Origin of the sequence: Mesorhizobium sp. B1-1-8, assembly GCF_006442795.2 — a bacterium.
In the GTDB taxonomy this organism is placed as follows: domain Bacteria; phylum Pseudomonadota; class Alphaproteobacteria; order Rhizobiales; family Rhizobiaceae; genus Mesorhizobium.
Window position 1 is genome coordinate 2,847,996 of record NZ_CP083956.1, and the last position, 25,764, is coordinate 2,873,759.

Consider the following 25,764-nt stretch of genomic DNA (forward strand, 5'->3'; position numbering starts at 1 on the left):
ACACCCCTCATCCGTCCGAGCTTCGCTCGGCCACCTTCTCCCACAAGGGGAGAAGGGTAGACCGCGCTACATCCTCACCCGTTCCGCCTTCGGATCGTACATTGGCTTCAGCGACGCTTCGGCCGCAAAGCGCTCGCCGGCAATCTCGATCTCGTAGGATGAAGTCAGCACATCCACCTCGCTCTCGCCTTGGCAAGGCACATAGCCAAGCCCGATCGCGCCGCCGAGGTGGTGGCCGTAATTGCCTGACGTGATCGGGCCGACGATCTTGCCGTCGCGCAGGATGGCCTCATTGTGAAAGAGCAGCGGCTGCGGGTCCTTCAAGCGGAACTGCACCAGCCGGCGATCCAGCCCGGCTTCCTTCTTGCGCAGCACGGCATCACGGCCGATGAAATCGCCTTTGGCAGTCTTCACCGCGAAGCCGAGGCCAGCCTCCAGCACATTGTCCTCGTCGGTGATGTCGTGGCCGAAATGGCGGAAGGCCTTTTCGATGCGGCAGGAATCGAGCGTATGGAGGCCGCAGAGTTTCAGGCCGACATCCGCGCCGGCGTCGGCAATTGCCTCAAAGACGTGGGCCGCCTGCTCGGTCGAGACATAGAGTTCCCAGCCGAGCTCGCCGACATAGGTGACGCGATGGGCACGGGCGAGACCCATGCCGATCTCGATCTCCTGGAAGGTGCCGAAAGGATTGGCTTCATTGGAGAAATCGTTCGGGCTCACCTTCTGGATCAGCTTTCGCGAGTCCGGACCCATCAGGCAGATGACGGCTTCGGCCGTGGTTACGTCCGTGATGACGACAAACTCGTCGGCGAGATGCTTTCTCAGCCAGGCGAGGTCACGCTGCAGCGTGGCGCCTGGCACGACCAGGAAGTAGGCCGTGTCGGACAGCCGCGACACCGTGAGGTCACTCTCGATACCGCCGCGCTGGTTGAGCATCTGTGTGTAGACGATCTTGCCGGGCGCCACGTCCATGTCGTTGGCGCAGAGCCTTTGCAGGAACGCGCAGGCATCGCGGCCCTCGACGCGGATCTTGCCGAAGGAAGTCATGTCGAACAGGCCGACGCCTTTCCTCACCGCGAGATGCTCCTCACGCTGATTGTCGAACCAGTTCTGTCGTTTCCAGGAATAGCGGTATTCGCGCTCCTGCCCGTCGCGGGCAAACCAGTTGGCGCGCTCCCAGCCGGCGACCTCGCCGAAGACGGCGCCGCGCGCCTTCAGGTGTTCATGCAGGGGCGAGCGGCGCACGCCGCGTGAGGTCGCCATCTGGCGGTAGGGGAAATGATCGGCATAGAGCAGGCCGAGCGTTTCGGAGACGCGCTCTTTCAGATAGCGGCGGTTCTTCTGGAAAGGCTGGGTGCGGCGGATATCGACTTCCCAGAGATCGAAGGGCGCCTCGCCGTCGTTGATCCATTGCGCCAGCGCCATGCCGGCGCCGCCGGACGAGACGATGCCGATCGAATTGTAGCCCGTCGCCATCCAGTAGCCGGAGAGCTCCGGCGCTTCGCCCAGATAATAGCGGTCGTCCGGGGTAAAGCTTTCGGGGCCGTTGAAGAAGGTATGGATGCCGGCGGTGCCGAGCATCGGCATGCGGTTGACGCCCATTTCGAGGATCGGCTCGAAATGGTCCATGTCCTCGGGGAGCTGATCGAAGCAGAAATCCTCGCGGATGCCGTCCATGCCCCAGGGTTTTGCCACCGGCTCAAAGGCGCCGAGCATCATCTTGCCGGCGTCCTCCTTGTAGTACGCGCACTCGTCCGGCACCCGCAGCACCGGCAGGCGCGTCAGGCCGGGGATAGGCTCGGTGACGAGATAGAAATGCTCGCAGGCATGCAGCGGGATGTTGACGCCGTTCTGCGCCCCAAGCTCGCGCGCCCACATGCCGGCGCAGTTGACGACGATGTCGGTGTCGATGGTGCCTTGTTCGTCGCCCTGCGCCCAGGACACACCGGAGACGCAGCCGTTTTTGGTGTGGACCCTGGCGACCTTCACGTTCTCGATGATTGTCGCGCCGCGCTGGCGGGCGCCCTTGGCCAGCGCCATTGCAATGTTGGCCGGATCGCACTGGCCGTCGAGCGGCAGGTGCACGGCGCCGACGACATCGGACACATTGAGATGCGGATACATCTCCTTGACTTCGCGCGGCGAAATCTCGCGTACGTCGACATCGAAGGCGCGGGCGAGCGAAGCCTGCCGGTAGATTTCGTGCTTGCGCTCCTCGGTCAGCGCGACGGTGATCGAGCCGACCTGGCGCATGCCGGTGCCGACCTCAGTCTCGGCCTCGAGCTTCACGTAGAGGTCGGCCGAATATTTCGCCAGCCGCGTCATGTTCTGGGAGCCGCGCAACTGGCCGATCAGGCCGGCCGCATGCCAGGTCGTGCCGCAGGTGAGCTGCTTGCGTTCGAGCAGCACGATGTCGGTCCAGCCGAGCTTTGCCAGGTGATAGGCAACCGAGCAGCCGGAGACGCCGCCGCCGATGATGACGGCGCGGGCCTTGGTGGGAACGCTTTTAGTCATGCGGCCTCGCGGCGATAGCTGGAAGCAAAGCGGCGCAGGCGAAGCGCTGCCTCCCCGAGCACAGGTTCCGGCTGGCAGAGGCTGACGCGGATGTGGCCGGCTGCGGCCTCGCCGAAGCTCGAACCCGGCATGACGCCGACCTTTTCCTTCTCGAGCAGCGCCCAGGCGAACTTCTCGTCGTCGGGCTCGATGGCCGAGATGTCGAGCATGACATACATGCCGCCTTCGGAGCCGCGCACGGTGACGTGGTTCATGCCGCGCACGGCTTCGAGCATTGCCGTGCGCCGCGCCGCGTAGCGCGCGGCGATCTCCTTGACGCCATAGTGGTTTTCGAGTGCCTCGGCGCAGGCGATCGAGATGAAAGCCGGCAGGCCGTAGGTCGTCACCAGATTGAGATCGGTCATCAGCGCGATCATCGCCTTCGGGCCGGTCAGCCAGCCCATGCGCCAGCCGGTCATGCCGTGACTCTTCGACATCGAATTGATCACCAGCGTGCGCTCGGCCATGCCAGGCAGCGAACGCGGCGAGACATGCTCGCCGCCGCCGAGCGTCCAGTAAACCTCATCGGACAGCAGCCAGAGGTCGTGTTCCCTGCAGATTTCGGCCAGTTGTTCGAGGCGCTGGCGCGAATAGACAGCACCTGTCGGGTTGTTCGGCGTGTTGATCAGAATGGCGCGCGTGTTGGGTCTGAGCGCGGCACGGATCATGTCCGCGCGGGGTTGAAACCCATCTTCGGCGGGCGTCTCGACCACCGTGAAGCTGGCGCCGGCGGCGCTGAACGTGTTCGGGTAGGTGGCATAGTAAGGCGCGACGACGATGGCGTGATCGCCGGGATCGAGCACGCCCTGCACAGCGGCGTAGAGCGCGCCTTGGCCACCAGCCGTGGCGATGATCTCGTCCGGTTCCGTCGGGATGCCGGCGCAAGCGGTCGAGGCGGCGGCCATCGCCTTGCGCAGGCGCGGCAGACCGGGCAGCGGCGTATAGTGATGATTGCTTCCGCGCACGGCATTGACACAGGCCTCGATCGTTTCCGACGGCGTGTCGAAGTCGTGGTCGCCGACCGAGAGCAGGATGATGTCCTCGCCGGCCTGCTTGCGGGTCCAGGCGGCGAAGTGGACTTCCCAGCCATCCTTGCCCGAAGGCACGATACCGGTAATGCGCGATGATGGTTTTGGCATCAGGCTCTCAACCTCTCGTTTTTTGGATCCCACAGTGGTTCGTCCTTCTGCACCACCGCCGTGAAACGGTCGCCGAAGATTTCGACTTCGACGGCGGTGCCGGGCTCGGCAAGATCGGCGCGTAGCATGCCGAGCGCGATCGACTTGTCGACGCGATGGCCCCAGCCGCCCGAGGTCGTCTCGCCGACGATGCCGCCGCGGTGCCAGAGCGTCGACATATAGGGCGCATCGCAGTCGCCGGGGTTCTCGACAACAAGCGTGACGAAGCGCTTCTTCACGCCTTGCTGTTTTTCGTTCTGAAGCGCTGCCTTGCCGCGGAAGTCCGGCTTGTCCCATTTCACGAAGCGCTCCAGCCCGCCCTGCAGGATCGAATAGTCGGTCGACAGATCGCCCTTCCAGGCGCGGTAGCCTTTTTCCAGCCGGAGCGAATCCAGCGCATACATGCCGAATGGCTTGAGGCCGTGCTTCTGGCCCGCTGCCCAGACGGCGTCGAAGACCGCGCCGGTATCAGCAACCTTGGTGTGAATTTCCCAGCCGAGTTCGCCGGCGAAGGACACGCGCACCAGTTTCGTCCAGCGCCCGGCAATGGTTGTTTCCTGATGCGTCAGCCAGGCAAGGGTCAGGTCTGCATCGCAGACCTCGGCAAGGATTTTTCGCGAGTTCGGACCGGCGAGAATCTGCGTTGAATACTCGTCCGTGCGATCGGTCAGCATGAAAGCCGCATCGGCGGGCATACGCGATTTCAGCCATTCGAAATCATGCCATTGCGCAACCGCTGCGGTGATCAGCGTCATCAAATCCTCATCGTGGCGCACGACCGACATTTCGGTGACGATGCGGCCCTTGTCATCGGCGAAGTAGACCAGGCCGATGCGGCCTGGCTTCGGTACGAGGCCGGTCACCTGCAGCGCCAGCCAGCCGGCGGCGCCCGGACCTTCGAGATTGAAGCGCGAGAAGCCGGGCAGGTCGAGGATGCCCGCGGCATCGCGCACTGCCAGGCACTCCTCCCGCATGCGGTGCTGCCACGGCCCATCACGGCGGAAGGTCAGTGTCGCTTCCTCCGAAATGTCGTCGCCGGGTTGCGCATACCAGGTGGCGCGTTCCCAGCCATTATAGGCGTCGAATTGAGCGCCAAGCGCCTTGATGCGATCATGCAGCGGCGAATGCTTGCGGTCTCGTCCGGCCGGCCAGGCGTGGCGCGGGAACTGGATGGCGTATTCGTTGCCGTAGATCTCCATGCCTTTGGCAACGCAATAATCCGGCGCCGAAGCAAAAGAGGTGAAGCGGCGCGGATCGCAGGACCACATGTCCCACTCGGTCTGGCCTTGCGTCACCCATTCGGCCAGCACCTTGCCGGCGCCGCCGCCCTGCGCGATGCCGAAGGTGAAGACACAGGCCTCGAAGGCGTTCGGCAGGCCCGGCATCGGCCCGATCAGCGGGTTGCCGTCCGGCGTGTAGGGAATCGGCCCGTTGATGACCTTGGAGAGCCCGGCGGTACCGAGGATCGGCACGCGGGCGACGGCGTCGGCCAGATAGTGCTCCAGCCGGTCGAGATCGTCGGGGAAGAGCTGGAAGGAAAAATCCTCCGGCATCGGATCGTTATGGGTCGCCCAATGCGCGCGGCAATTGCGCTCGTAAGGGCCGAGATTCATGCCGGTCTTTTCCTGCCGCAGATAATAGGACGTATCGACGTCGCGCAGCAGCGGCAGTTTCTTGCCCTGTTCCCTGGACCAGGCGGCGAGCTCGGGGATTTCCTCGAACAATATGTACTGATGGCTCATCACCATCATCGGCACTTCGCGGCCGAACATTTTTCCAACTTCCGCCGCGCGGTAGCCGGCGGCGTTGATGACGATTTCGCAGCGGATTTCGCCCTGCGGCGTCGTGACCACCCATTCGCCGGCCTCGCGGCGAACGCCGGTGACCGGACAGAAGCGGATGATTTTCGCGCCCATGTCGCGCGCGCCCTTGGCCAGCGCCTGCGTCAACTGCGCCGGGTCGATGTCGCCGTCGCTCGGGTCGTAGAGCGCGCCTTTCAACTCATGCGTCTCGATGAAGGGATAGCGACGCTTGATCTCGTCGAGCCCGACGACGTCGATGTCCATGCCCTGATAGCGGCCCATGCCCCTGGCACGCTGGAACTCCTGCATGCGCTCCTTGGTGTGGGCGAGCCTGAGCGAGCCGGTGACATGGTAGTTCATCGGATAGTCGACCGCTTCGGCCAAGCATCGGTAGAGCTCGGTCGAATAACGCTGCATGTTCATCAGCGACCATGACGAGGAAAAGGTCGGCACGTTGCCGGCGGCATGCCAGGTCGAGCCGGAGGTCAGCTCGTTCTTTTCCAGCAGCACGCAATCGGTCCAGCCCGCCTTGCAAAGGTGATAGAGCGACGAGGCGCCGACGACACCGCCCCCGATGATCACCACGCGCGCCGTGGTCGGCAAACCGGCCATTTTGTTCCTCCCAACTTAACTCAGTAGACCGGTGGCGAAACCACCCAGATGACGACAGCCGGCTCGGTGCCTGGGTTGCGCCAGCGGTAAGGCTTGCCTTCGAAGCGAAACGAATCGCCTTCGCCAAGCCGATGCCAGACGCCTACGATTTCGATGTCGAACAGCCCGGATGCGATATATCCTGCCTCCTCGGTCGGCCGAAGCGCTGCGGTCTTCAACTCTGCCCCCGGCGCGAAGACCGAACGCACCATCTCGAAGCTACCGCCGAGGTCCGGCGACAGAAGCTCCTCCACCAGCCCGGATTCGCTTGTGCCAAGCGTGCGGCGCCTGCCGGCGCGCACGATCACACCGCGCTCGCTCTCGACCGGCACCTCATGGCTGAAGAACAGGCTGAGCGGCACGCCGAAGAGTTGGGCGAAGGCCCTGAGGTCGCCCAGCGAAGGGACTGAAAGGCCACGCTCGACCTGGCTGACCCAGCCGACCGAGCGGCCGAGCCTGAGCGCGATCTCGGTTAGCGTCAGCCCGCGCGCCTTGCGCAGCGCCCGGATATCGCCGGCTAGCAACCGCTCGCCATTATCCTGCTCCGATCTGACGGCAATGGGGGCCAATTCGCGCTCTGTGAAAAAATGCGGATAAATTTCATGAGACGGCAAGCGCATGAAAAAATCAAGAGCATTTTCATGAGCCACAAGATTTGCTTGCGCCGTTTTGGCGGTTCATGCAAAGGCTCGGCCACGAACGGCGGGTGGGGACGTCCGGTTCGGGGACCAGGTTTTTGACGAGTCTGCGCGTGGTCGGTTTCGGGAACCGGTTCCCGGTTCCGGACATGCGCAAAGGGACGGCCCATGCTGGAACACAACACCCGGATCGCCAAGGATGCGGCGATCGTCGACGAGGCGATCATCTCGCGCCGTTCGGTGCGTGCGTTTCTTCCCAATATGGTCGACGACGACACGATCCGCGACATTCTCGCCGTGGCGGCACGGGCGCCTTCAGGCACGAACATGCAGCCCTGGCGGGTCTATGTGACCAAGGGCGAGGTCAAGCAGCGCATCAGCGACGCCATTCTCAACTCGGGCATTCGCGCCGAGAAGGCCGAGTGGGACGAATACCGATACTATCCCGACCAGTTCTTCGAGCCTTATCTCAGCCGCCGCCGCGCCAACGGCTTCGGCCTATATGGCGCGATCGGCATCGGCCGGCGCGAGGTCGACAGGATGCGCGCGCAACACGACCGCAACTTCGTCTTCTTCGACGCGCCGGTCGGCATGATCTTCACCGTCGACCGCCGGCTGAACAAAGGATCATGGATCGACTACGGCATGTTCCTGCAGAACATCATGGTCGCGGCACGGGGCAGGGGACTGCATACCTGCCCGCAAGCGGCCTTCGCGCCTTATCACCGGCAAATCCGGCCGGTGCTCAACATTCCGGATGAAGAGATCGTCGTCTGCGGCATGGCGCTCGGCTACGAGGACAAGTCCAAGCCCGAGAACGAATTCCGCACCGACCGCGCGCCGATCGAGGATTGGGTGACGTTCGCCGAATAGGGCGGAGCTAAAGCATGTCGCGTGAGAAGGAATCACGCGACATGCTTTAGCTCTTTGGTTTTAAGCATGTCTTTGTCCCGAAACCGCTGCACACTTTCGGGAGACATGCTTTATTCCGTATTCATCTGCGCGCCATGGCCGCTGACATGGGCGCCATCCTGCGGCGTCAGCCTGAGATACGCCGATAGTGCGCAGAGCGTAATCAAGCCTTCGATGATGAACAGCATACGGAAGTCGTCGACACTGGCCTTGCCGCCGCCGGCAAGCAGGGACAAAAGTGCCGCCGCCAGACCGACGCTGATCGCCACCGCCAGCTGCCATAGGATGTAATAGAGCGCGCTGAAGCGGGCGAGCTGCTCGGGCGCGATGTCGGAATAGGAGAGATTGCCGGTCGAGGCCCACTGCACCGAGCGAACGAGGCCGAAGGCGAAAATGTAGGCAAGAACGATCCAGGCCGGCAGGCTGGCCTGCATCAAGGCAAAGCCCGCGACCAGCAGAGCGGCGATCGGCGTGTTGGTGATCAGCACGCGGCGGAAGCCGAAACGGTTCAGGATCCGCGGCATGAAGAAGCGCATCAGCAGCGACCCGATCGCGGCGATGAAGGTCAGCGATCCGGCCTGCACTGCGCTCATGCCGAAGCCGAGCTGGAACATCAGCGGCAGCAGGAAGACGACCGAGCTCAGGCCGATCGTGTCGAGGGCCCCGCCGGTAAGGAAGCTGATGCGGAAGGTACGGATGCGCAGCAGCTTCAGATCGAGCAGCGGATTGCGGGCGCGCAAGCAATAGAAGGCGGCGACGGTGAGGATGACGATCGCCAGCCCGAGTTCCGCCGCGATGCTTATGCCGGCGGCATCCTTGGCGGCGAGCGAGTCCATGCCGAAGACGAGCAGCGCCATGCCGCTGCCGACGAGCAGGAAGCCCGGAAAATCGAACGGCGTGCGCACCGGCTTGGTCGTCGAGGGAAACATCGAGGCCGCAAGCAGGGCGGCGGTCAGCGCGAACGGCACGTTGATGTAGAAGATCCAGCGCCAGGACACGTAGGTGGTCAGCGCGCCGCCGACCAGCGGCCCGACCAGCGGCCCGGATTGGCCGGCCAGCGAAATATACATGTTGATCTTGAGCGTGCGGTCGCGCGGAAAGCTCGACAGGATCACGACTTGGCCGAGCGTGCCCATCAGCGCGCCACCGAAACCCTGTAGCGCGCGTGAGGCGACCAGCATCCACAGATTGCCGGACAGCCCGCAAAGCGCCGAGGCGCTGGCGAAGACAAGCAGCGCAAAGCAATAGACGTTGCGCGGGCCGAAGCGGTCGGCCGCCCAGCCGCCGAGCGGCATCGAGACGATCAGGCTGGCGACATAGACGGTGATCAGAAGGCCGAGCTGGCTCGGCGGACGGTCCAGGCTTTCACCGATACCGGGGAGCGCGGTCACCACGACATTCTGGTCGAGGCTGGTCATGAAGACGCCGCAGGCGACCGTTGCCGGCAAAAGCATCGACGCCTCGCCCGCCGGAGCAAAGCGGGTTGTGGCCGTCGCCGAAGTCTCTGCGGTCATGGAAGGACAGGTCGAACTGGTTGCCTGGACAGGCGCCTAACCCGACAAGCGCCAGTGATTCCTTATGTATCGTCGCTGCTGGCCCAAGGCTCAAGCGGCAGTTGTGGCCGTCCATAGTGCCAAGCGCTCGCTGTGCCAATCGCCTGGTCCACAGCTTCGCACCGTTGGGCGATCTGCTTTACTGCACCTCGTAGCCGACTTCCTCTGAGGCGTGGCACAAGGCCTTCCAGAACGAGCGCGCGAAGGAGCGGAAAACGTAGATGTCGAACTGGTCGGCGCCGGTGCGCTGAATCTGGGCGAAAACATCGTGATGATTGGTCGAGCGGCCGGCGCCCAGCGGGAAGGCCGGCAGGGCGAAATCGATGGCGAAGAATTTCGCCATCACCCATTCGGCTCTCGGTCCGGCGATGCGGATCGCGGTGCGGCCATGCGAAAGATCGGTGAGCGTGCCGATGGCCGGCGTGACGACGCCGGCGAAGGCCGCTGCCAGATCCTCTGCCTCGTCGACTACGGTGAATTTGCCCGGCGCGAAGCCGAATGCCGAGCGCGCCCCATTGGTCACGCCACCGCCGGCGCCGTCCGGCAAGGTAAGACCGGTGACATTGCGGATGACGTCGATCAGCCGCTTCTCTTCGCCCGGCCATGCGGCGAGCTGCAGGATAGAGCCCGGCCGCGTTTCGGACAGGATGACGTCGACGCCATGCTCGAAATTGCCATGGGAGCCCGGATGGAACACCGGCTCAAGCGGTGACTGGCGCTCAACCATGCATGCGGCTCCCGTCCGGATCGTAGAAATGGTTGGAGACGATCTCGATCGGCCCGAAGCGGTTGCGTAGTGGATCGGAGACGAATGCGCGCGTGCCGTGCCGCGCCTTGCCGCCCTCGACCAGCGCCAGCGCGATGTATTTGCCGAGCGCCGGCGAATAGCAGCAGGCGGTGATGTGGCCGATCGAATCGCGGGGATTTTCTTCGTCCAGTTGCTCGACGATGTGACCGCCGCCATTGAATGGCCGGTTGTCGAGCGAGACCAGGCCGACCAGCTGCAGCCGGCCGGGCGCGATCAGGCCCTCGCGGTCCATCATCGCCGAGCCGATGAAAGGCTTCTTCTTCGACAGCATCCAGTCGAGATGCAGGTCGCGCGCCGTGGTGCGGCCGTCGATCTCGGCGCCGGTGACGTGGCCCTTCTCGATGCGCATCGTGCCCAGGGCCTCGAGCCCGTAGGGCACCAGGCCAAAGGGCTTGCCGGCCTCGATCAGGGCTTCCCAGACGCGGGTGCCGTAGCCGGCGCCGGAATAGACCTCGAAGGCCATTTCGCCGGAGAAGGAGAGGCGGCATATCATGACCGGCACGCCGGCGATCTGGCCGTGGACGATGCCCATGAACGGAAGCGCCGCATTGTCGACCGCGGTGCCGGTGACACAGGCGGCAAGGATAGTCCTGGCTTTCGGTCCGCCGATCGCGGCGCCCGCCCATTCGTCGGTGACGGAAGTGACCGTGACCTTCAGCTCCGGCCAGATGACGTCGAGGAAATATTCCAGATGCTGCATCACCTTGCCGGCATTGGCGGTGGTGGTGGTCATCAGGAAGTCTTGTTCGCCGAGCCGCCAAGTGGTGCCGTCGTCGAAGGCAAGGCCGTCCTCGCGCAGCATCAGGCCATAGCGGGCCTTACCGACGGCGAGGTTCGAAAACATGTTGGTGTAGACGCGGTCCAGCAGCTCAGCCGCGTCGGGGCCCTGCACGGCGATCTTGCCCAGCGTCGAGACATCGACGATGCCGGCGCTTTCACGCGTTGCCCTGGCCTCGCGCACATAGGCCTGCTCGATCGTCTCGCCGGGCAGGCCATAGATCATCGGCCGGTACCAAAGGCCGGCCGAATACATGGTGGCGCCGTTGGCGATGTGCCAGTCATGCATCGGCGTCAGCCGCTCGGGCTTCAGATCGCCGAAACGTTCCGCCGCCAGCGAGCCGATCGACACCGCGGTATAGGGCGGACGAAAGCGCGTCGTGCCGACTTCCGGGATCGGCTTGCCGAGCGCCTCGGCCATGATGGCGAGGCCCGGCACGTTGGAGCTCTTGCCCTGGTCGGTCGCCATGCCGAGCGTGGTGTAGCGCTTCAGATGCTCGACCGAGATGAAGCCCTCGCAATGCGCCAGCCGCACGTCCTCTGACGTTACGTCATGCTGGAAATCGACAAAGCTCTTGCCCTTGGCCTTGATCTCGAACACCGGCGCGGGATCGGGATCGCCCGGGAACGCCTCGACAACGGGCAGGGGAGCGGGCGGCGTTTCCCGGCCCGCAGCCGAGAGACCGGCCGCCCGGCCTTCTGCAATGGCTTGCGCGGTCGAAAAACTGCCGGTGAAGGCGCCGGCGCCGATCCAGCGCTGCGTCGGCTTGGGCGGCAGGAAGGCCTGCGTGGCCGGATCCCACTCAGCCCTGGCGCCGGCCTGGCTGGCCAGATGGATGGTCGGCGACCAGCCGCCGGACACAGCCAAGCAGTCGGCATGGATGCTGCGCGTGTCGCCGCTCAACGCGCCGCTCAGCATGTCGAAGCGCTGCACCTTGAGCCCGGAGAGCGCCTTGCCGCCTTCCGTGGCGATCACCGCATGGCCGGCAAGCAGTTCCGCCTCGGCTTCGCTCGCCAGCTTGCGCATCTCGTTCGAGACGTCGGCGCGGACGTCGATGATGGCAACGACGGCGGCGCCGGCCCTCTTCAGCGCGATGGCCGAGCGGTAGGCGCTGTCGTTGTTGGTGAACAGCGCGATCCGCTCGCCGGGCAGCACGCCATATTCGTTGGCGTAGTGTTCGGCCGCATGCGCCAGCATGACGCCCGGACGGTCGTTGCCGGGAAACACCAGCGGACGCTCGAAGGAGCCGGTGGCGAGAACCACCGTCCTGGCGCGGATCGCCCAGTAGCGCTGGCGCGGCTCGCCCTTGGCCGGCACCTCCTTGTGATCGGTGACGCGCTCGAGCGCGGCAAGGGTGTTGCCGTCGTAATAGCCCCAGACCGTCGTGCGCGGCAAAAGCCGCACATTGTCGTTGCCTTCAAGCTGGCCGGCAATGCGCGCCGCCCAATCGGCCGCCGGCGAACCATCGATCATCTCGCCCGACCAGTTGGCGGAACCGCCGAAACGCGGCTCGAGTTCGGCCAGGATGACGCGCGCGCCCTGGTCGGCGGCGGCCTTTGCCGCCATCAGCCCGGCCGGGCCGGAGCCGACCACCAGCACGTCGCAAAAGGCATTCATGCGCTCGTAGCGCGAGGGATCGGGCGCGACGCCCGCTTTGCCGAGGCCCGCGGCGCGGCGAATGAAATGCTCGCAGAACATCCAGAAGCGCGTGCCCTTAAGCGGCCCGATCACGGGCCCCATGAAGGTCTTGTAGTAGAAGCCGGCCGACAGCAGCTTGCCGCCGAGCTGGTTGACGGCGCTCACGTCCCAGGCGAGCGAGGGGAAACGGTTCTGGCTGACGGCAACAAGCCCGTCATAGATCTCGACCATGGTAGCGGCGATATTGGGTTCGCGCACCTCGCCGCGCAGCACCGTGACCAGCGCGTTCGGCTCCTCGACGCCGGCGGAGAGCAGGCCGCGCGGGCGATGGTATTTGAAGGAGCGCCCGAACAGCGTGACGCCGCTGGCGAGCAGCGCCGAGGCCAGCGTGTCGCCGGCATGGCCGGTGTAGGGCGCGCCGTCGAAGGTGAAGCGTATGGTGCGCAGCCGGTCGATGCGGCCGCCGGTCTCGGTGCGGCGCGGGCTCACGGCTTGCCCTCCGTCTTGTGAGACGATTTGTGGTGGTGACCACGGGCGAAAGCGGTGCTCCGGATCTCATGCGTGACCGTGTTGCGCACGACGCGGAGATGCGCGCGGCAGCCGCCCGAATGCTGCCAGATCTCGTTGTGGTCGCCGGCCGGGTTGAGCCGGTCGTAGACATAGGCATTCCATGCGTCGAGGTTTTGCGACGCCGGCTGCGGCCGCTCGCGATTGCCATCACCCTGATAGGTGAATTCGATGACGTCGCGTGGGCCGCAATAGGGGCAAGTAATCAGCATTCTATCAAGACCCTAGTGCAACCTGGGCGTCGCGCCCTGGCCTTTGTCGTCGATGACGAGGCCGCGGTAGAAACGGTCGAGCGTGAAAGGCGCGTTGAACTGGTGCGGTTCGTCCTTGGCAATGGTGTATGCAAAGCACCAGCCGGAGGCAGGCGTCGCCTTGAAGCCGCCATAGCACCAGCCGCAATTGAGATACATGCCGGGCAGCGGGCCGGTGGTGATGATCGGCGAGCCGTCCATCGTCATGTCGCAAAGCCCGCCCCAGGAGCGCAGCATGCGCACGCGCGCCAGGCCCGGGAACAGCGCCAGCATCTCGCTCATCACCTCGTCGACGATCGGCAGGCTGCCGCGCTGGGCGTAGCTGTTGTAGCCGTCGAGGTCGCCGCCATAGACGAGGCCGCCCTTGTCCGACTGCGACATGTAGAAATGACCCATGCCGAAGGTCAGGACCGTGTCGACGAACGGCTTCAGCGATTCCGTCACAAAGGCCTGCAGCACGTGGCTTTCGATAGGCATATGGTCGATGCCGGCAAGCTGCATGACCTGCCCCGTGCTGCCGGCAACGGCCAGGGCCACCTTTTTGGCGCGGATCTCGCCGCGCGAGGTCGAGACACCGGTGATGCGGTCGCCGTCGCGCAGGAAACCGGTGACCTCGCAATTCTCGATGATGTCGACGCCGCGCCGGTCGGCGCCGCGGGCATAACCCCAGGCGACAGCGTCATGGCGGGCGGTGCCGGCGCGCGGCTGCATCAGGCCGCCATAGATCGGGAATCGCGCCGAACCGGAAACGTCGAGCGCCGGGACCAGCCGGGAAATCTCGGCGGTCGTCATCAGCTCGGCATCGACGCCGAGATGGCGCATGGCGTTGCCGCGCCTGGCGTAGTCGTCGAGCTGGGCAGGCGTATGGGCAAGGTTGAGGCAGCCGCGCTGCGAGAACATGACGTTGTAGTTGAGATCATGGGAGAGGTTCTCCCACAGCTTCATCGAATGCTCGTAGAAGCGTGTGTTTGATGGCAAAAGGTAGTTGGAGCGCACCGCTGTGGTGTTGCGGCCGACATTGCCGGAACCGAGCCAGCCTTTTTCCAGCACCGCGACATTGGCGATGCCATGCTCCTTGGCGAGATAATAAGCCGTCGACAGACCATGGCCGCCGCCGCCGATAACGATGACGTCATAGGAGGCCTTGGGGTCCGGCTTGCGCCAGGCGGGCTTCCAGTCCTTGTTTCCGGTCAGCGCGTTCTTGAGCAGCGAAAAGGCTGAATATTCCGCCATTCTTCCTCTCGTCCTGTGGATGCGATGCGGCAGACTATAGAGCAGCCCATAGGCGCAAAGCCAAGATTGCGCCATGGCTTTTCGACAGGCCGACTCGCTTTCGTGCCGCCGGCTCCAGGCGGTATGGCTTGCCGCCCGGTATGGCGGTCTTTATCAAAGGGCGGAATTTTTCCAAGGTTTTCCGGCCGCGAGTCGCAGCGACGTCATGTTCTTCCGATTGCTTCGCCTGATACTGGTCGTCATCGTCGCCGCCGCGGCGCAGCCGGCGTTCGACGCGATGGCGCAGGCGATCGGCCAGGGTTCCGCCCAGCTGATTGCCGACCAGACCAAGGTCATCCAGGACCTGACTGCCAAGACCGACGGCCTCGAGAAGAAGATAGCCGACAATGGCGAGGACGATGCCGGGCTGGTCGACATCCGTCTGCAACTGGAGGATATGTCGCGAGCGGCGCTGACCAGCGCGCTGGCGTTCCGCTCCCGCATCAACGACATCAACAACCGCATCGAGGTTCTAGGGCCGCCGCCGGCGCAAGGGCAGCCGCCGGAGCCGGCGATCGTCGCCAATGAACGCGGCGCGCTGACATCCGAAAAGGCCGAGATCAATGCGGTCATCGCCAGCGCGCAGAATTTGTCGATCCGTATCAACGGGCTGGTCGACAGGATCGGGGCCATGCGCAGCGAGCTGTTCCGCAGCGTTCTGACCAAGCGCTACGAATTGTCGGATGCGCTCAGCCCGCAGACGTTTTCCGATGCCCACGATCAGTTCGCCGGCCTCTACAAGGCGGTCGCGTCATGGTTGACCTTTGCGTTCAGGTACAAATTCGAGGCCATCCTTGCCGCAACGATGATGGCGCTGGTGCTGGCGGCGGTGCTGCTGGTTGGCGGCCGGCGCCTGTTCGGGCGTGTCTTCGAGGCCGATCCCTCGGTCGAGGAGCCTTCCTATCTCAGCCGGCTTTCGGTGGCGTTCTGGTCGACGCTGCTGCCGACGCTGGCGCTCGGCGCCTTCCTTGCCTCGACCGTGTTCTTCTTCAACTATTACAATGTGCTGCGCGGCGACATCGGCATTTTCCTCAACGCGCTGCTGTCCGTGATCGCGGTGGTGTTCTGCGTCAACAGGCTGACCAATGCGGCGCTCGAGCCGCGGCTGCCGAACTGGCGCCTTATCCCGGTCCAAACCAGCCCGGCGCGCTGGCTGGTGCGGCTGACGACGGCGATGGCGGTGGTCATCGGCTTCAACTATTTCCTGACCGTGGTCAACGACAAGATGGGCTCGCCGCTGTCGCTGACGGTTGCCAGAAGTTTCATTGCCACCATCATCGTCGGCGTCATCCTGATCCTGATGGGCCTGCTCAGGCCATTCAGAGCCGGGGACGGCTCCTGGCGGCCATGGCCGGCATGGCTGCGCTACACTGCTTTCGCGCTCGGCCTGTTCACCATAGCGGCGGCGTTTCTCGGCTATATCGGCCTTGCAATTTTCGTCTCGGTGCAGGTCGTGGTCACAGGCACCATCCTGGTCACCGCCTATATCGGCTTCCTGTCGGCGCGGGCGATCGGCGAGGAGGGCGGCTTCGCCGACACTTCGGTAGGGCGCTGGCTGTCAGCCAATTCCAGCTATGAGGAAACCGCGCTCGACCAGCTCGGCCTGGTCGTCAGCATCGCCATCAACGTGATGATCGTGCTGGTGTTCCTGCCGCTGATCCTGTTGATGTGGGGCTTCCAGCCCGGCGACATCCAGGCCTGGGCATACAAGCTGGCGACCGGTGTGACGATCGGCTCGGTGACCATCTCGGTCCTCGGCATCTTCACCGGCATCGTTGTCTTTGCCATCGGCTATTTCCTGACGCGCTGGTTCCAGGGCTGGCTCGACGGCTCGGTGATGGCGCGCGGCAAGGTCGATACCGGCGTGCGCAACTCTATCCGGCTGGCGGTCGGCTATGCCGGTGTAGCGCTCGCCGGACTGGTCGGCATCTCGGCGGCCGGCATCGACCTTTCCAACCTGGCGCTCGTCGCCGGTGCGCTGTCGCTGGGTATCGGCTTCGGCCTGCAGAACGTTGTCTCCAACTTCGTCTCGGGTCTCATCCTGCTTGCCGAACGGCCGTTCAAGGTCGGCGATTGGATCGTCGCCGGAGAGGTTAGCGGCACGGTCAGAAAGATCAGCGTGCGGGCCACCGAGATCGAGACGTTCCAGCGGCAGGCGGTGATCCTGCCCAATTCCAGCCTCATCAACAACGCGGTCGGCAACTGGACGCACCGCAACAAGCTTGGCCGCATCGACATAAGGGTCGGCGTCGCTTATGGCAGCGACGTCAAACGCGTGCATGCGCTGTTGCTCGATGTCGCGCGCTCGCACCCGATGGTGCTGAAGAATCCCGAGCCGTTTGTGCTGTTCGTAAATTTCGGGGCTGCAGCGCTCGAATTCGAAATCCGCGTCTTCGTAGCCGACGTGATGAACGGCAACATCGTCCAGAACGATATCCGCTTCGCCATCTTCGAGACGTTCGAGGACGAGCATATCGAAATTCCCTCGACGCCGCGCGCCGTCGTCGAGACCAAAAAGCACGAACCGTGGCCGATCGACGACGACAAGACGGAAGTCGAGACCGCCGAGCAGGAGCGGCTGGAGGCGGAGGCAGCGGCCGAGATGAAACGCCTGGCGAAAACCCGACGCAAGGCGCCCAAGCCCGATCCCGACTAACCTTTGCAGGCCTCAAGCCCGCTTCCGCGAACCAATTGCGGCATGAATGCGGCATTCAGTTGCGGTTCAGCTTGCAAGTCATATAAGCTCCCGTGCAAAGGGCGGGAATGCCTTGCGAAAATGCAACAGAGGCGGTGTGGATACACCGGAATTGCAATGTGGAAGTCTGTCGTTACCGCCATCGCTTTTCTTGCCGTGGGCGGTTCGGCTTTCGCCGCCAGCGCGGTCAATAAGGACGCCCAGACCCGGACGCTGATCGTGACCGAAGGGGGCGGCAAGACGGAACTGGCGCTGGCCGCCGGCGAGACGGTGGAGTTCTGCCCGAACGGTTGCTTCGTCACCTTGCCCAATGGCGACCTCGAAGCCTTGACCGGTTCTGAAACGGTCGAGATCTCGGGCGGCGTCGCCCGCATCAAGTAAACGCAAGCAGCAGATTGGCAAAGGCCGGGCGAATGTCCGGCCTTTTATCGTTTCCGGTAGAAGCTGCTTAACGATGACGCCGGAAATACCGCCCCGACAGCCCGCTACAACCGGGCGTTTTAACGTTCACTCCGCCGTTCCCCGCTATACCCGATGCGCAGACGCCGAAACGCGGCGCAACGGGTTAAGGCAGGGCAGGAAAAATGGACGCGCGGTCGGACAGGAACGCAATCCCGTTTGCGGTCGACCTCGACGGCACGCTGATTGCAACCGACCTCCTGTGGGAAGGCCTGTTCATCCTGCTCAAGAAGAACCCGCTCTATCTCTTTCTCCTGCCGCTGTGGCTGACAGGCGGTCCCGCGCGGTTGAAGCAGGAGATCGCCGATCGCATCGACATCGATCCGGCCTCGCTGCCTTACCGGGTTGAATTGCTCGAGCGCCTGCGCGCCGAACACGATGAAGGCCGCAAGATCGTTCTGGCGACGGGAACGCCGCGCAAATTCGCCGAGGCGATCGCAGCCCATCTCGGCCTCTTTGACCATGTGCTGGCGACCGACGGTCCACACAACATGACTTCGGGCAGGAAGCGCGCCTCGCTGGTCGCCGCCTATGGCGACGGCGGCTTCGACTATGCCGGCAACAGCCGCCACGACCTCCAGGTATTCGACGCCGCGCGTACGGCAATCGTGGTCGCGCCGGACCGCAGCGCCGCGCGCTGGCAGGCGGCGCGCGGGGCCGAGAGCATGGCGGCGCCGAGGCCGAGTTGGAAGACATTGGTCAAGATGCTGCGCGTGCATCAGTGGCTGAAGAATTCGCTGATCGCGGTGCCGATGGTGCTGTCGCATGAGTATTTCAACATCGGCATGATTTGGCAGTGCGTGGTGGCGTTCGTTTCCTTCAGCGCCGTGGCGTCCGCCATCTATATCATCAACGATTTCTTCGACCTGGCGCTCGACCGCAAGCATCCGAGCAAGCGCAACCGGCCCTTCGCCAGCGGCGCGCTGTCGATCCCATTCGGCTTTGGCGCCATCGCCATGCTGCTGGCGACCGGCATCGCCGCGGGCTGCCTGCTGCCGATCCAGTTCCTCGGCGTGCTCGGCGGCTATATGGTCATCACCACCGCCTACTCGCTGTCGTTCAAGCGCATGCTTTTGATCGACGTGCTGACGCTTGCCGGCCTCTACACGGTTCGGGTGATGGCGGGCGCCGCGGCGACCGGCGTCGACGTGTCCTTCTGGCTGCTTGCCTTCTCGATCTTCTTCTTCCTGTCGCTGGCGCTGGTGAAGCGCTTCGTCGAATTGCGCACCACCGCCATTGCGCCAGGCGAACGCATTGCCGGTCGCGGCTATCGCACCGAGGACCAGGAGATCGTCGCCCAGGCGGGCATGGCTTCGGCCTTTTCCTCGGCGCTGGTTCTGGCGCTCTACATGGACAGCCCGGCGGTGCGCGAGCTCTATCCGCATCCATGGGTGATGTGGCCGCTGGCGCCGATCGTTCTCTATCTCACCATGCGCGTCTGGATTCTTGCCCGCCGCGACGAAATGAATGACGACCCGGTCGTGTTCATCATCCGTGACTGGCGCAGCCAGATCGTCGTCGCGGTCGGCGCGGCCCTGCTGGTTGTCGGGGGTTGGTGAGGATGGGCGGCGAACGCTTCGGCAGCTTCGGGCTGGCGACGCCGCCGGCGCGCCAGGCGATTGCGGCTGAAGACGCGATTGCCTTGCTGAAGATCGGCGCGGCCAAGCCGGGTTCCCTGCTTGGCTACGGCAATGGCCGCTCCTATGGCGACAGCTGCCAGAACGACGCCGGGATGGTGATCGACATGCGGCCGCTCAACCGCATTCGCGCCTTCAATGCCGAGACTGGGGTGATCGAGGCGGACGCCGGCGTGCTGCTTAGCGACATCATCTCCCATGCAGCGCCTTTCGGTTTCTTCCCGGCGGTGGTTCCCGGCACGCAGTTCGTCACGCTGGGCGGCGCCATCGCCAACGATGTCCACGGCAAGAACCACCACCGGCGCGGCACTTTCGGCTGCCACGTCGAAGCTTTCATGCTGCTCAGGTCGGACGGCAAGACATACCGTTGCTCCGAGACGGACAATGCGCGCCTGTTCCGCGCAACGATAGGCGGCATGGGGCTGACCGGCCTGATCCTTTCGGCCTCGATCCGGCTGATGCGGGTGCCGTCGCTCGATATCGTCGAGAAGGCGACCCGGTTCAGCGATCTCGGCGAATTCTTCGAGCTCGCCGAGGCGGCGGACCAGGCCAATGAATATGCCGTCGCCTGGATCGACCAGCTTGCCGGCGGTCATGGGCGCGGACGCGGGCTGCTGTTTACCGGCAATCATGCCGAGCATGGCTCGCACGCCGCCGCGCGGGCCGGCAGCCGGCTTGCGGTGCCGGCGCAGCCGCCGTTCAACGTGCTCAACCGGCCGTTCCTGACTGTCTTCAACGCGGCCTACCGGTGGAAAAAGGCACGCTCTGCCGCGCCCCGCCAGACGGGCTACCAGGGCTTCTTCTTTCCGCTCGACGGCGTTCGCGACTGGAACCGGTTCTATGGCCCGCGCGGGCTTTTCCAGCACCAGAGCGTGGTGCCGGAGGCCGCTGCGCGCCGCGCTATTCCCGCGCTGCTCGAAGCGGCGAGGCAAGCGGGGCAGGGATCGTTCCTGACGGTGCTGAAACGCTTCGGCGGCGTCCGCTCGCCGGCGCTGCTGTCGTTTCCGCGGCCCGGCTACACGCTGACGCTGGATTTCCCCAACCGGGGCGAAAGGACGTTGCGGCTGCTCGCCGAGCTCGACCGTATGACGGTCGACGCGGGCGGGGCGGTCAACCCTTACAAGGATGCCCGCATGGGCGCCGAGACCTTTGCGGCGTCCTTTCCGGAATGGCAGCGGCTGGAGGCGCTTCGCGACCCGGCATTCCTATCGAGCTTCTGGGCTCGAACGGCGAAAAAACTGGACGCAAGGCGCGGAACGGCGGAGGCGGCAGAGTAGATAGAATTTGAGTAAGTCATGGTAAATGAAGTGTTAAATCCATGGTTTACTCAAAACCTTCTTGTGACTTCACGAAACGTTTGCAGGTTTGTAGTAGGACTGCTGCGGGGCAGGGTGGCAATATGAAATACATCGTCTTCATTCTCTTCACGGTCATGACCAATGCCGCGGCGCAGCTGATGCTGAAGCAGGGCATGATGTCGCTCGGGCCGATCTCGTTCGAGGGCACCAATCCGCTCCTCAAGCTGCTGCAGATCGTCTTCAGCCCATGGGTTTTCGTCGGTCTGTGCACCTTCGTCATCTCGATGGCCTCGCACCTCTATGTGCTGTCCAAGGTCGAGCTCAGCTTCGCCTATCCGTTCCTCAGCCTGGCCTATGTCGCGGTCGCGATCTTCGCCTATTTCATCTTCCGCGAGGATATCAACGGCTGGCGCATCGCCGGCATCGCCTGCATCTGTGTCGGCACCGTGCTGATCGCGCAAAGTGGCCGGGAAATGGGCGGGCGCGGGCATGAGGACCAGACCGCTTCGATAATTCCCGACAAGATCGGCAGCAGCGAGATCGTTCGATGAGACATGTGATTTTCGGCGGCGACGGCTTCGTCGGCCGCCATCTTGCTCCCAGGCTCGTCGCGGACGGCGAGGAAGTTGTCGTCGCCGATGTCGTCAAGAGCGACCTGCCGCACTACCGCTCGGTCCGTTTCACCACATGCGACGTAACCGATCCGGCCTCTGTCGCCGCGGTCGGCCTCAGGGCCGACGACATGGTCTACAATCTGTCGGCCAAGATGCTGTCACCGATCCAGGTGCGCGCCAAGCGGCACGACTTCTTCTTTCCGGTCAATTTCCACGGCACCGAGCACATCATGCAGGCCATGGACAAGGCCGGCGCGCCAAAGCTCGTCCATTATACGACCGACATGATCTACGGCCACACGGTCACCTTGCCGATGACGGAGGACCACCCGGTCGCGCCGCTCGGCGAATATGGCTGGTCGAAGCAAAAGACCGAGGAACTTGCCGCCGAATGGCGCAAGCGCGGCATGTCGATCTCGCTGTTCAGGCCGCGCCTGATCATCGGACCCGGGCGTCTCGGCATCCTCGAAAAACTGTTCAAGCTGATCGACTGGAACCTGCCGGTGCCGATGATCGGCTCCGGGCGCAATCCCTATCAGTTCATTTCCGTTTTCGACTGCGCCGAAGCCGCGCGCGCGGCCTGGAAGGCCGGGGTGCCGAACGAGGCCTACAACCTTGGCTCGCTCAATCCGCCGCCAGTCAGGAAACTGCTAGGCGATCTGATCAAACATGCCGGCTCGAAGTCGATCCTGATCCCGACTCCCGGCTGGGCGGTCAAGCGCACGCTCGACCTGCTCGATTTGATGAACATGCCGATCATGGATCCGGAACAATATCTGATCGCCGATGAGGAATGCGTGCTCGACGTGTCGAAAGCCGGGCGCCAGCTCGGCTGGGTGCCGCGATACCGCGACGAGGACATGCTGATCGCCGCCTACAGCGAATACCGCGCCAAGAAAGACGGCCATGCCGTCGCTACGAAACATGTGCCTGCCGAGTAGGGCGCGAAGGGAGATTTCGAGATGACCGTAATGGCCAAGCCGGAACAGACAGGCACGCGCACGCTGGTCAACGCGCCGGCGCTGTCGCCCGCAGCAACAGCCAAGCCCGACCTGATCAGCGTCGAGCACGCCAAGGCGCTCGACGTCGCCCGCATCACCGACCTGTTCAAGGCGCATCTCAACCCCGGCCAATTGCATTTCATGAAGCTGCTCGGCTTCCACAAGATCAAGATCGAGCGCGCCGAGGGCATGTTCTACATCGACCAGAACGGCCGCAAGATCCTCGACTTCTTCGGCGGGTTCGGCTCGCTGGCCTTCGGCCACAACCATCCGCGCATTCTTGAAGCGCGCAAAAAGTTCCAGGAGGAAAAGCGCCAGGAAATCGCCATCGCCTTCATGTCGCAATATGCGGCGGCACTGGCGCACAACATCGCCAAGTGCTCGCCCGGCGATCTCGACATGGTGTTTTTGGGCTCCTCCGGCTCGGAAGCGATGGAAGCGGCGGTGAAGCTCGCCGAGCGAGCCGCCGGCCCGAAGCGGCCGAAAATCGTCTATGCCGAGAATTCCTTCCACGGCAAGACCAAGGGCGTGCTGGCGATCACCGACGGTTCACTCTACCGCGCCGATTTCAAGGTTCCTGAGAATGTCGTGCGGGTTCCCTTCGCCGACATCGATGCGGTCGAGCGTGCCTTCCGCAACGACCCCGAGATCGGCGTCATTGTGCTGGAAACCATCCAGGGCGGCGGCGGCATCATCCAGGCGCCGATCGAGTACTGGCAGAAGCTGCGCGCGCTCTGCGACAAGCACGGCGTGCTGTGGGTCGCCGACGAAGTGCAGTGCGGCTATGGCCGCTCCGGCCGCTTCTATGCTTTCGAGCATTACGGGGTTGTGCCCGACGTAACGGCGCTGGCGAAATCGCTAGGCGCCGGAAAAGCTGCGGTCGGCGCCATGATCGCCAAGCGCGACGTCTACATGAAAGCCTATGGCACGCCGAAGACGGCGATGATCCATGCCATGGCGACTTTCGGCGGCATGGGCGAGGCCTGCGTCACCGCGATCGAGGGGCTGAACGTCCTCTATGACGAGGGCCTGATCGACAATGCCGCCGCGACCGGCGATTACCTTTTGCAGCGCCTGCAGGCGCTGAAGGAAAAATATCCGAAGATCATCAAGGATGTGCGGGGCAAGGGTTTGATGGTCGGGCTCGAGTTCCACGATTTCTCGCAGACCTTGCCGATGGTTTTGCGGCCGGTGGTCAGCGTGCTCGACGACAAGCTCAAAGGTTCGCTGTCGGGCTTCGTCGGCTCGCTGCTCTTGCGCGATTACGACGTGCTCGTCGCCTTCACCGAGTACAACCGCAACGTCATCCGGCTGGAGCCGCCGCTGATCTGCCAATGCGAGCATGTCGACCGTTTCGTCGACGCCTTCGACAGCCTGCTCTCGCGCGGCATCGTGGCGATCGTGAAGGACTTCGTCAAAAGCCAAGTCGGCAAATAAGGCCGTTGAGCGAGACGATGCTGACCAGATCGCCGCCACCGAACAACCCGATCGACCGGCTCACCGAGGCCGGCCTGGCGTGGGGTGAGGGGACCTATGCGCGGCTGGCGGTGCCCATCGGGGCTGCGGCCTTCGCGCTCTACATCCTTTTGACCGCGTTTACCGCCTGGTTCATGCCCGACGCCAACTGGGACATGCTGCCTTATCTGGCGATCGCCGAGGAAGGCACCTATGCCGATCCACAGGCGCTGCATGATTATGCCTATGAGACGGTCAAGGCCGGCGTGTCGGCCGGCGACTACAAGGCGCTGACCGACGACGGCGGCGGCTTCCGCAGCCACATGACCGAAAATGCCGCCGACTTCCATTCGCTGCTCGGCATGTACCGGATCAAGTTCCTTTATGCCGAGGTGTTGTCCAGCCTCAGCCATATCGTGTCGCCGGTCGAAGCGATGCGGCTAGTGCAGGTGTTCTCGGTGCTTTTGTTCGGCGCCATCACGCTCGCCTGGCTACGCTCGCAGTACGCGCTGGCGCTGGCGCCGGTTGCCGGCGCTGTCCTGATCATGGCTGATTTCGGCGACGCGACACGCGCATCGACGCCCGACCTGTTGTGCTCGGCGCTGTTCGTCGGCGGGCTCTTTGCCTATGTACGCAAACGCGAGGCGGCGACCGCGATCCTGCTCTTCCTTGCCTTCATGGCGCGGCCGGACAATATTGTCTTCCTTGCCATTTTCGCCGTGCTGCTGGTCGTCTTCCGGCAAAGGGCATGGGGCGCGCTGGCCGGCTTCGCCGCCTCCTTCGTCGCCTATTTCGCCATCTCGCACTGGGCCCAGCATCCGGGCTGGTGGCCGCATCTGTGGTTCTCCAGCATCGAGCAGCACTACAACATGGACGGCTTCGAGCCGCCTTTCTCGGTGGCTGCTTATCTCAAAGCCTTCGCTGCTTCGGTGGTGCGCTCCGTCAGCGTCAACAGCTGGGTCGGCGTCTCGGTGCTGGCGCTGGCCGGATGGTATGGGCTTGACCGCGCCGGCTTCAGGCTCGACCGCCGCGCAGGTATCCTGCTTGCAGCACTTGTGCTCGGCGTGTTGGCAAAGTTTGCCGTCTTCCCGATCCACGACACCCGCATCTACTTTCCCAATCTGTTGCCGCCGTTCCTGTTGCTCGCCGCGCCCTTGATGGCGCTGTGGGGGTCGGCGAGCCATGGCGCACGCCACGCGGCACCGCAGGCCACTTCCGGAGACAAATCATGAGTTCGGTTTCCAGCCTGGCGCGCGTTCTTGTCTCGCTCGGCCTTCCCGCCGGCCTGCTCGACCGCGGCCCGGCGCTGCGCGGCACGAAGTTCCTCGCCAAGGCTGCCCTGGAGGCGCGTTTCAGCGGCGGCAGGCCGTTCCAGATGGTCAATGTCGGCGCCTGTGATGGCGCGCTGTTCGACGACGTCACACCCTGGCTGCACCGCATTCCGCGCGCCCGTGCCATGCTGGTCGAGCCGATCCCCTATAACCAGAAGCGGCTGCGCGCCAATTATCCCGATGCCGAGCGCTTCGTCATCGAGCCGGTGGCGGTGACCAGGACCAAGGGTACCATCACCGTCCACACTTTCGATGCCGCGGCGCTGGAAGCCGGCACGCTGCCGATCGAGTTCATCGGCTGCTCATCGGTCACAGACACCAATCTGATGTCGGGCAAGAATGCCTGGGGCGAGGCCGACGCCAACTTCAACAAGTTCGCGCCGCACCTCAAGGACATCGAGGTGCCGTCCGAGACGCTGCAGACGCTGCTCGACCGCAACGGCATCACCCATATCGACGCTTTCCTGGTCGATTGCGAAGGCGCCGACTGGATGGTGTTCGAACAGCTCGACCTCAAGCGCTACCGTCCCGGCATGATCAAGGTCGAGGTTGGCGCGCTGCCGGCCGCCGAGATCGGCCAGGTCGTCGTCAAGCTGAAGACCGCCGGTTACCAGGTCGGATTCCAGGCCGAGGATGTCTGGGCCTTCGCCTGAAAAAACGCCTTCCACAGCGA

At 64.0% G+C, this 25,764-nt stretch carries 19 protein-coding genes; 10 read left to right on the forward strand and 9 right to left on the reverse strand.

Annotation, left to right across the window (positions count from 1 at the left end):
* Positions 1 to 66 precede the first annotated feature (66 nt).
* Genes FJ974_RS13865 through FJ974_RS13880 form a run of 4 tightly spaced genes read right to left on the reverse strand, consistent with a single transcriptional unit; the run spans position 67 to position 6,753 of the window.
* Positions 67 to 2,514, reverse strand: coding sequence for a GcvT family protein (locus FJ974_RS13865; protein WP_140530757.1), 2,448 nt, complete (start codon positions 2,512 to 2,514; stop codon positions 67 to 69).
* Positions 2,511 to 3,692: a pyridoxal phosphate-dependent aminotransferase gene (locus FJ974_RS13870; protein ID WP_140530759.1), complete on the reverse strand. Its 1,182-nt coding sequence runs from the start codon at positions 3,690 to 3,692 to the stop codon at positions 2,511 to 2,513. The genes FJ974_RS13865 and FJ974_RS13870 overlap by 4 nt, the downstream gene beginning before the upstream one ends.
* Positions 3,692 to 6,145, reverse strand: a complete 2,454-nt coding sequence (locus FJ974_RS13875; protein ID WP_140530762.1) for a GcvT family protein — start codon at positions 6,143 to 6,145, stop codon at positions 3,692 to 3,694. The genes FJ974_RS13870 and FJ974_RS13875 overlap by 1 nt, the downstream gene beginning before the upstream one ends.
* A 20-nt stretch (positions 6,146 to 6,165) precedes the next feature.
* Positions 6,166 to 6,753: a helix-turn-helix domain-containing protein gene (locus FJ974_RS13880; RefSeq protein WP_181177026.1), complete on the reverse strand. Its 588-nt coding sequence runs from the start codon at positions 6,751 to 6,753 to the stop codon at positions 6,166 to 6,168.
* Between the two features lie 237 nt (positions 6,754 to 6,990).
* Here FJ974_RS13880 and FJ974_RS13885 point away from each other — a divergent pair, with 237 nt between their 5' ends.
* Complete coding sequence (locus FJ974_RS13885; RefSeq protein ID WP_140530764.1) at positions 6,991 to 7,695, forward strand: nitroreductase; 705 nt, start codon at positions 6,991 to 6,993, stop codon at positions 7,693 to 7,695.
* A 110-nt stretch (positions 7,696 to 7,805) separates the two neighbouring features.
* Here the strand turns inward: FJ974_RS13885 and FJ974_RS13890 are convergent, their stop codons facing one another.
* The 5 genes from FJ974_RS13890 to FJ974_RS13910 all read right to left on the reverse strand — a co-directional run bounded on the left by FJ974_RS13890 (position 7,806) and on the right by FJ974_RS13910 (position 14,562).
* The gene (locus FJ974_RS13890; protein ID WP_140530767.1) at positions 7,806 to 9,248 is read right to left on the reverse strand and encodes an MFS transporter; all 1,443 of its coding nucleotides are present in this window, start codon (positions 9,246 to 9,248) and stop codon (positions 7,806 to 7,808) included.
* Positions 9,249 to 9,426: 178 nt separating this feature from the next.
* Complete coding sequence (soxG, locus tag FJ974_RS13895) at positions 9,427 to 10,014, reverse strand: sarcosine oxidase subunit gamma family protein (RefSeq protein WP_140530770.1); 588 nt, start codon at positions 10,012 to 10,014, stop codon at positions 9,427 to 9,429.
* Entirely contained in the window at positions 10,007 to 13,000 is a 2,994-nt protein-coding gene (locus FJ974_RS13900; RefSeq protein WP_140530772.1) for a sarcosine oxidase subunit alpha, read from the reverse strand. The genes soxG and FJ974_RS13900 overlap by 8 nt, the downstream gene beginning before the upstream one ends.
* A complete protein-coding gene (locus tag FJ974_RS13905) occupies positions 12,997 to 13,290 on the reverse strand; it encodes a sarcosine oxidase subunit delta (RefSeq protein ID WP_140530775.1) in 294 nt (97 codons plus the stop codon). The genes FJ974_RS13900 and FJ974_RS13905 overlap by 4 nt, the downstream gene beginning before the upstream one ends.
* Positions 13,291 to 13,302: 12 nt before the next feature.
* Positions 13,303 to 14,562: a sarcosine oxidase subunit beta gene (locus tag FJ974_RS13910; protein WP_140530777.1), complete on the reverse strand. Its 1,260-nt coding sequence runs from the start codon at positions 14,560 to 14,562 to the stop codon at positions 13,303 to 13,305.
* Between the two features lie 205 nt (positions 14,563 to 14,767).
* Here FJ974_RS13910 and FJ974_RS13915 point away from each other — a divergent pair, with 205 nt between their 5' ends.
* The 9 genes from FJ974_RS13915 (at position 14,768) to FJ974_RS13955 (ending at position 25,744) form a co-directional block, all read left to right on the forward strand.
* Positions 14,768 to 17,257: a mechanosensitive ion channel family protein gene (locus FJ974_RS13915; RefSeq protein WP_140530780.1), complete on the forward strand. Its 2,490-nt coding sequence runs from the start codon at positions 14,768 to 14,770 to the stop codon at positions 17,255 to 17,257.
* A 156-nt stretch (positions 17,258 to 17,413) separates the two neighbouring features.
* Positions 17,414 to 17,677: a hypothetical protein gene (locus FJ974_RS13920; protein ID WP_140530782.1), complete on the forward strand. Its 264-nt coding sequence runs from the start codon at positions 17,414 to 17,416 to the stop codon at positions 17,675 to 17,677.
* 203 nt (positions 17,678 to 17,880) lie between these two features.
* Positions 17,881 to 19,314 (forward strand): UbiA family prenyltransferase, encoded by a 1,434-nt coding sequence (locus FJ974_RS13925; protein ID WP_140530785.1) that lies wholly within the window; start codon positions 17,881 to 17,883, stop codon positions 19,312 to 19,314.
* Between the two features lie 2 nt (positions 19,315 to 19,316).
* Positions 19,317 to 20,669: an FAD-binding oxidoreductase gene (locus FJ974_RS13930; RefSeq protein ID WP_140530788.1), complete on the forward strand. Its 1,353-nt coding sequence runs from the start codon at positions 19,317 to 19,319 to the stop codon at positions 20,667 to 20,669.
* A 122-nt stretch (positions 20,670 to 20,791) separates the two neighbouring features.
* A complete protein-coding gene (locus tag FJ974_RS13935; RefSeq protein ID WP_140530790.1) occupies positions 20,792 to 21,241 on the forward strand; it encodes an EamA family transporter in 450 nt (149 codons plus the stop codon).
* The gene (locus FJ974_RS13940) at positions 21,238 to 22,245 is read left to right on the forward strand and encodes an NAD-dependent epimerase/dehydratase family protein (RefSeq protein ID WP_140530793.1); all 1,008 of its coding nucleotides are present in this window, start codon (positions 21,238 to 21,240) and stop codon (positions 22,243 to 22,245) included. Before FJ974_RS13935 ends, FJ974_RS13940 begins: the two co-directional genes overlap by 4 nt.
* Positions 22,246 to 22,266: 21 nt before the next feature.
* Positions 22,267 to 23,742: an aspartate aminotransferase family protein gene (locus FJ974_RS13945; protein WP_140530796.1), complete on the forward strand. Its 1,476-nt coding sequence runs from the start codon at positions 22,267 to 22,269 to the stop codon at positions 23,740 to 23,742.
* Between the two features lie 17 nt (positions 23,743 to 23,759).
* A complete protein-coding gene (locus FJ974_RS13950; protein ID WP_140530799.1) occupies positions 23,760 to 24,992 on the forward strand; it encodes a hypothetical protein in 1,233 nt (410 codons plus the stop codon).
* The gene (locus FJ974_RS13955; protein WP_140530802.1) at positions 24,989 to 25,744 is read left to right on the forward strand and encodes an FkbM family methyltransferase; all 756 of its coding nucleotides are present in this window, start codon (positions 24,989 to 24,991) and stop codon (positions 25,742 to 25,744) included. The genes FJ974_RS13950 and FJ974_RS13955 overlap by 4 nt, the downstream gene beginning before the upstream one ends.
* Positions 25,745 to 25,764 lie beyond the last annotated feature (20 nt).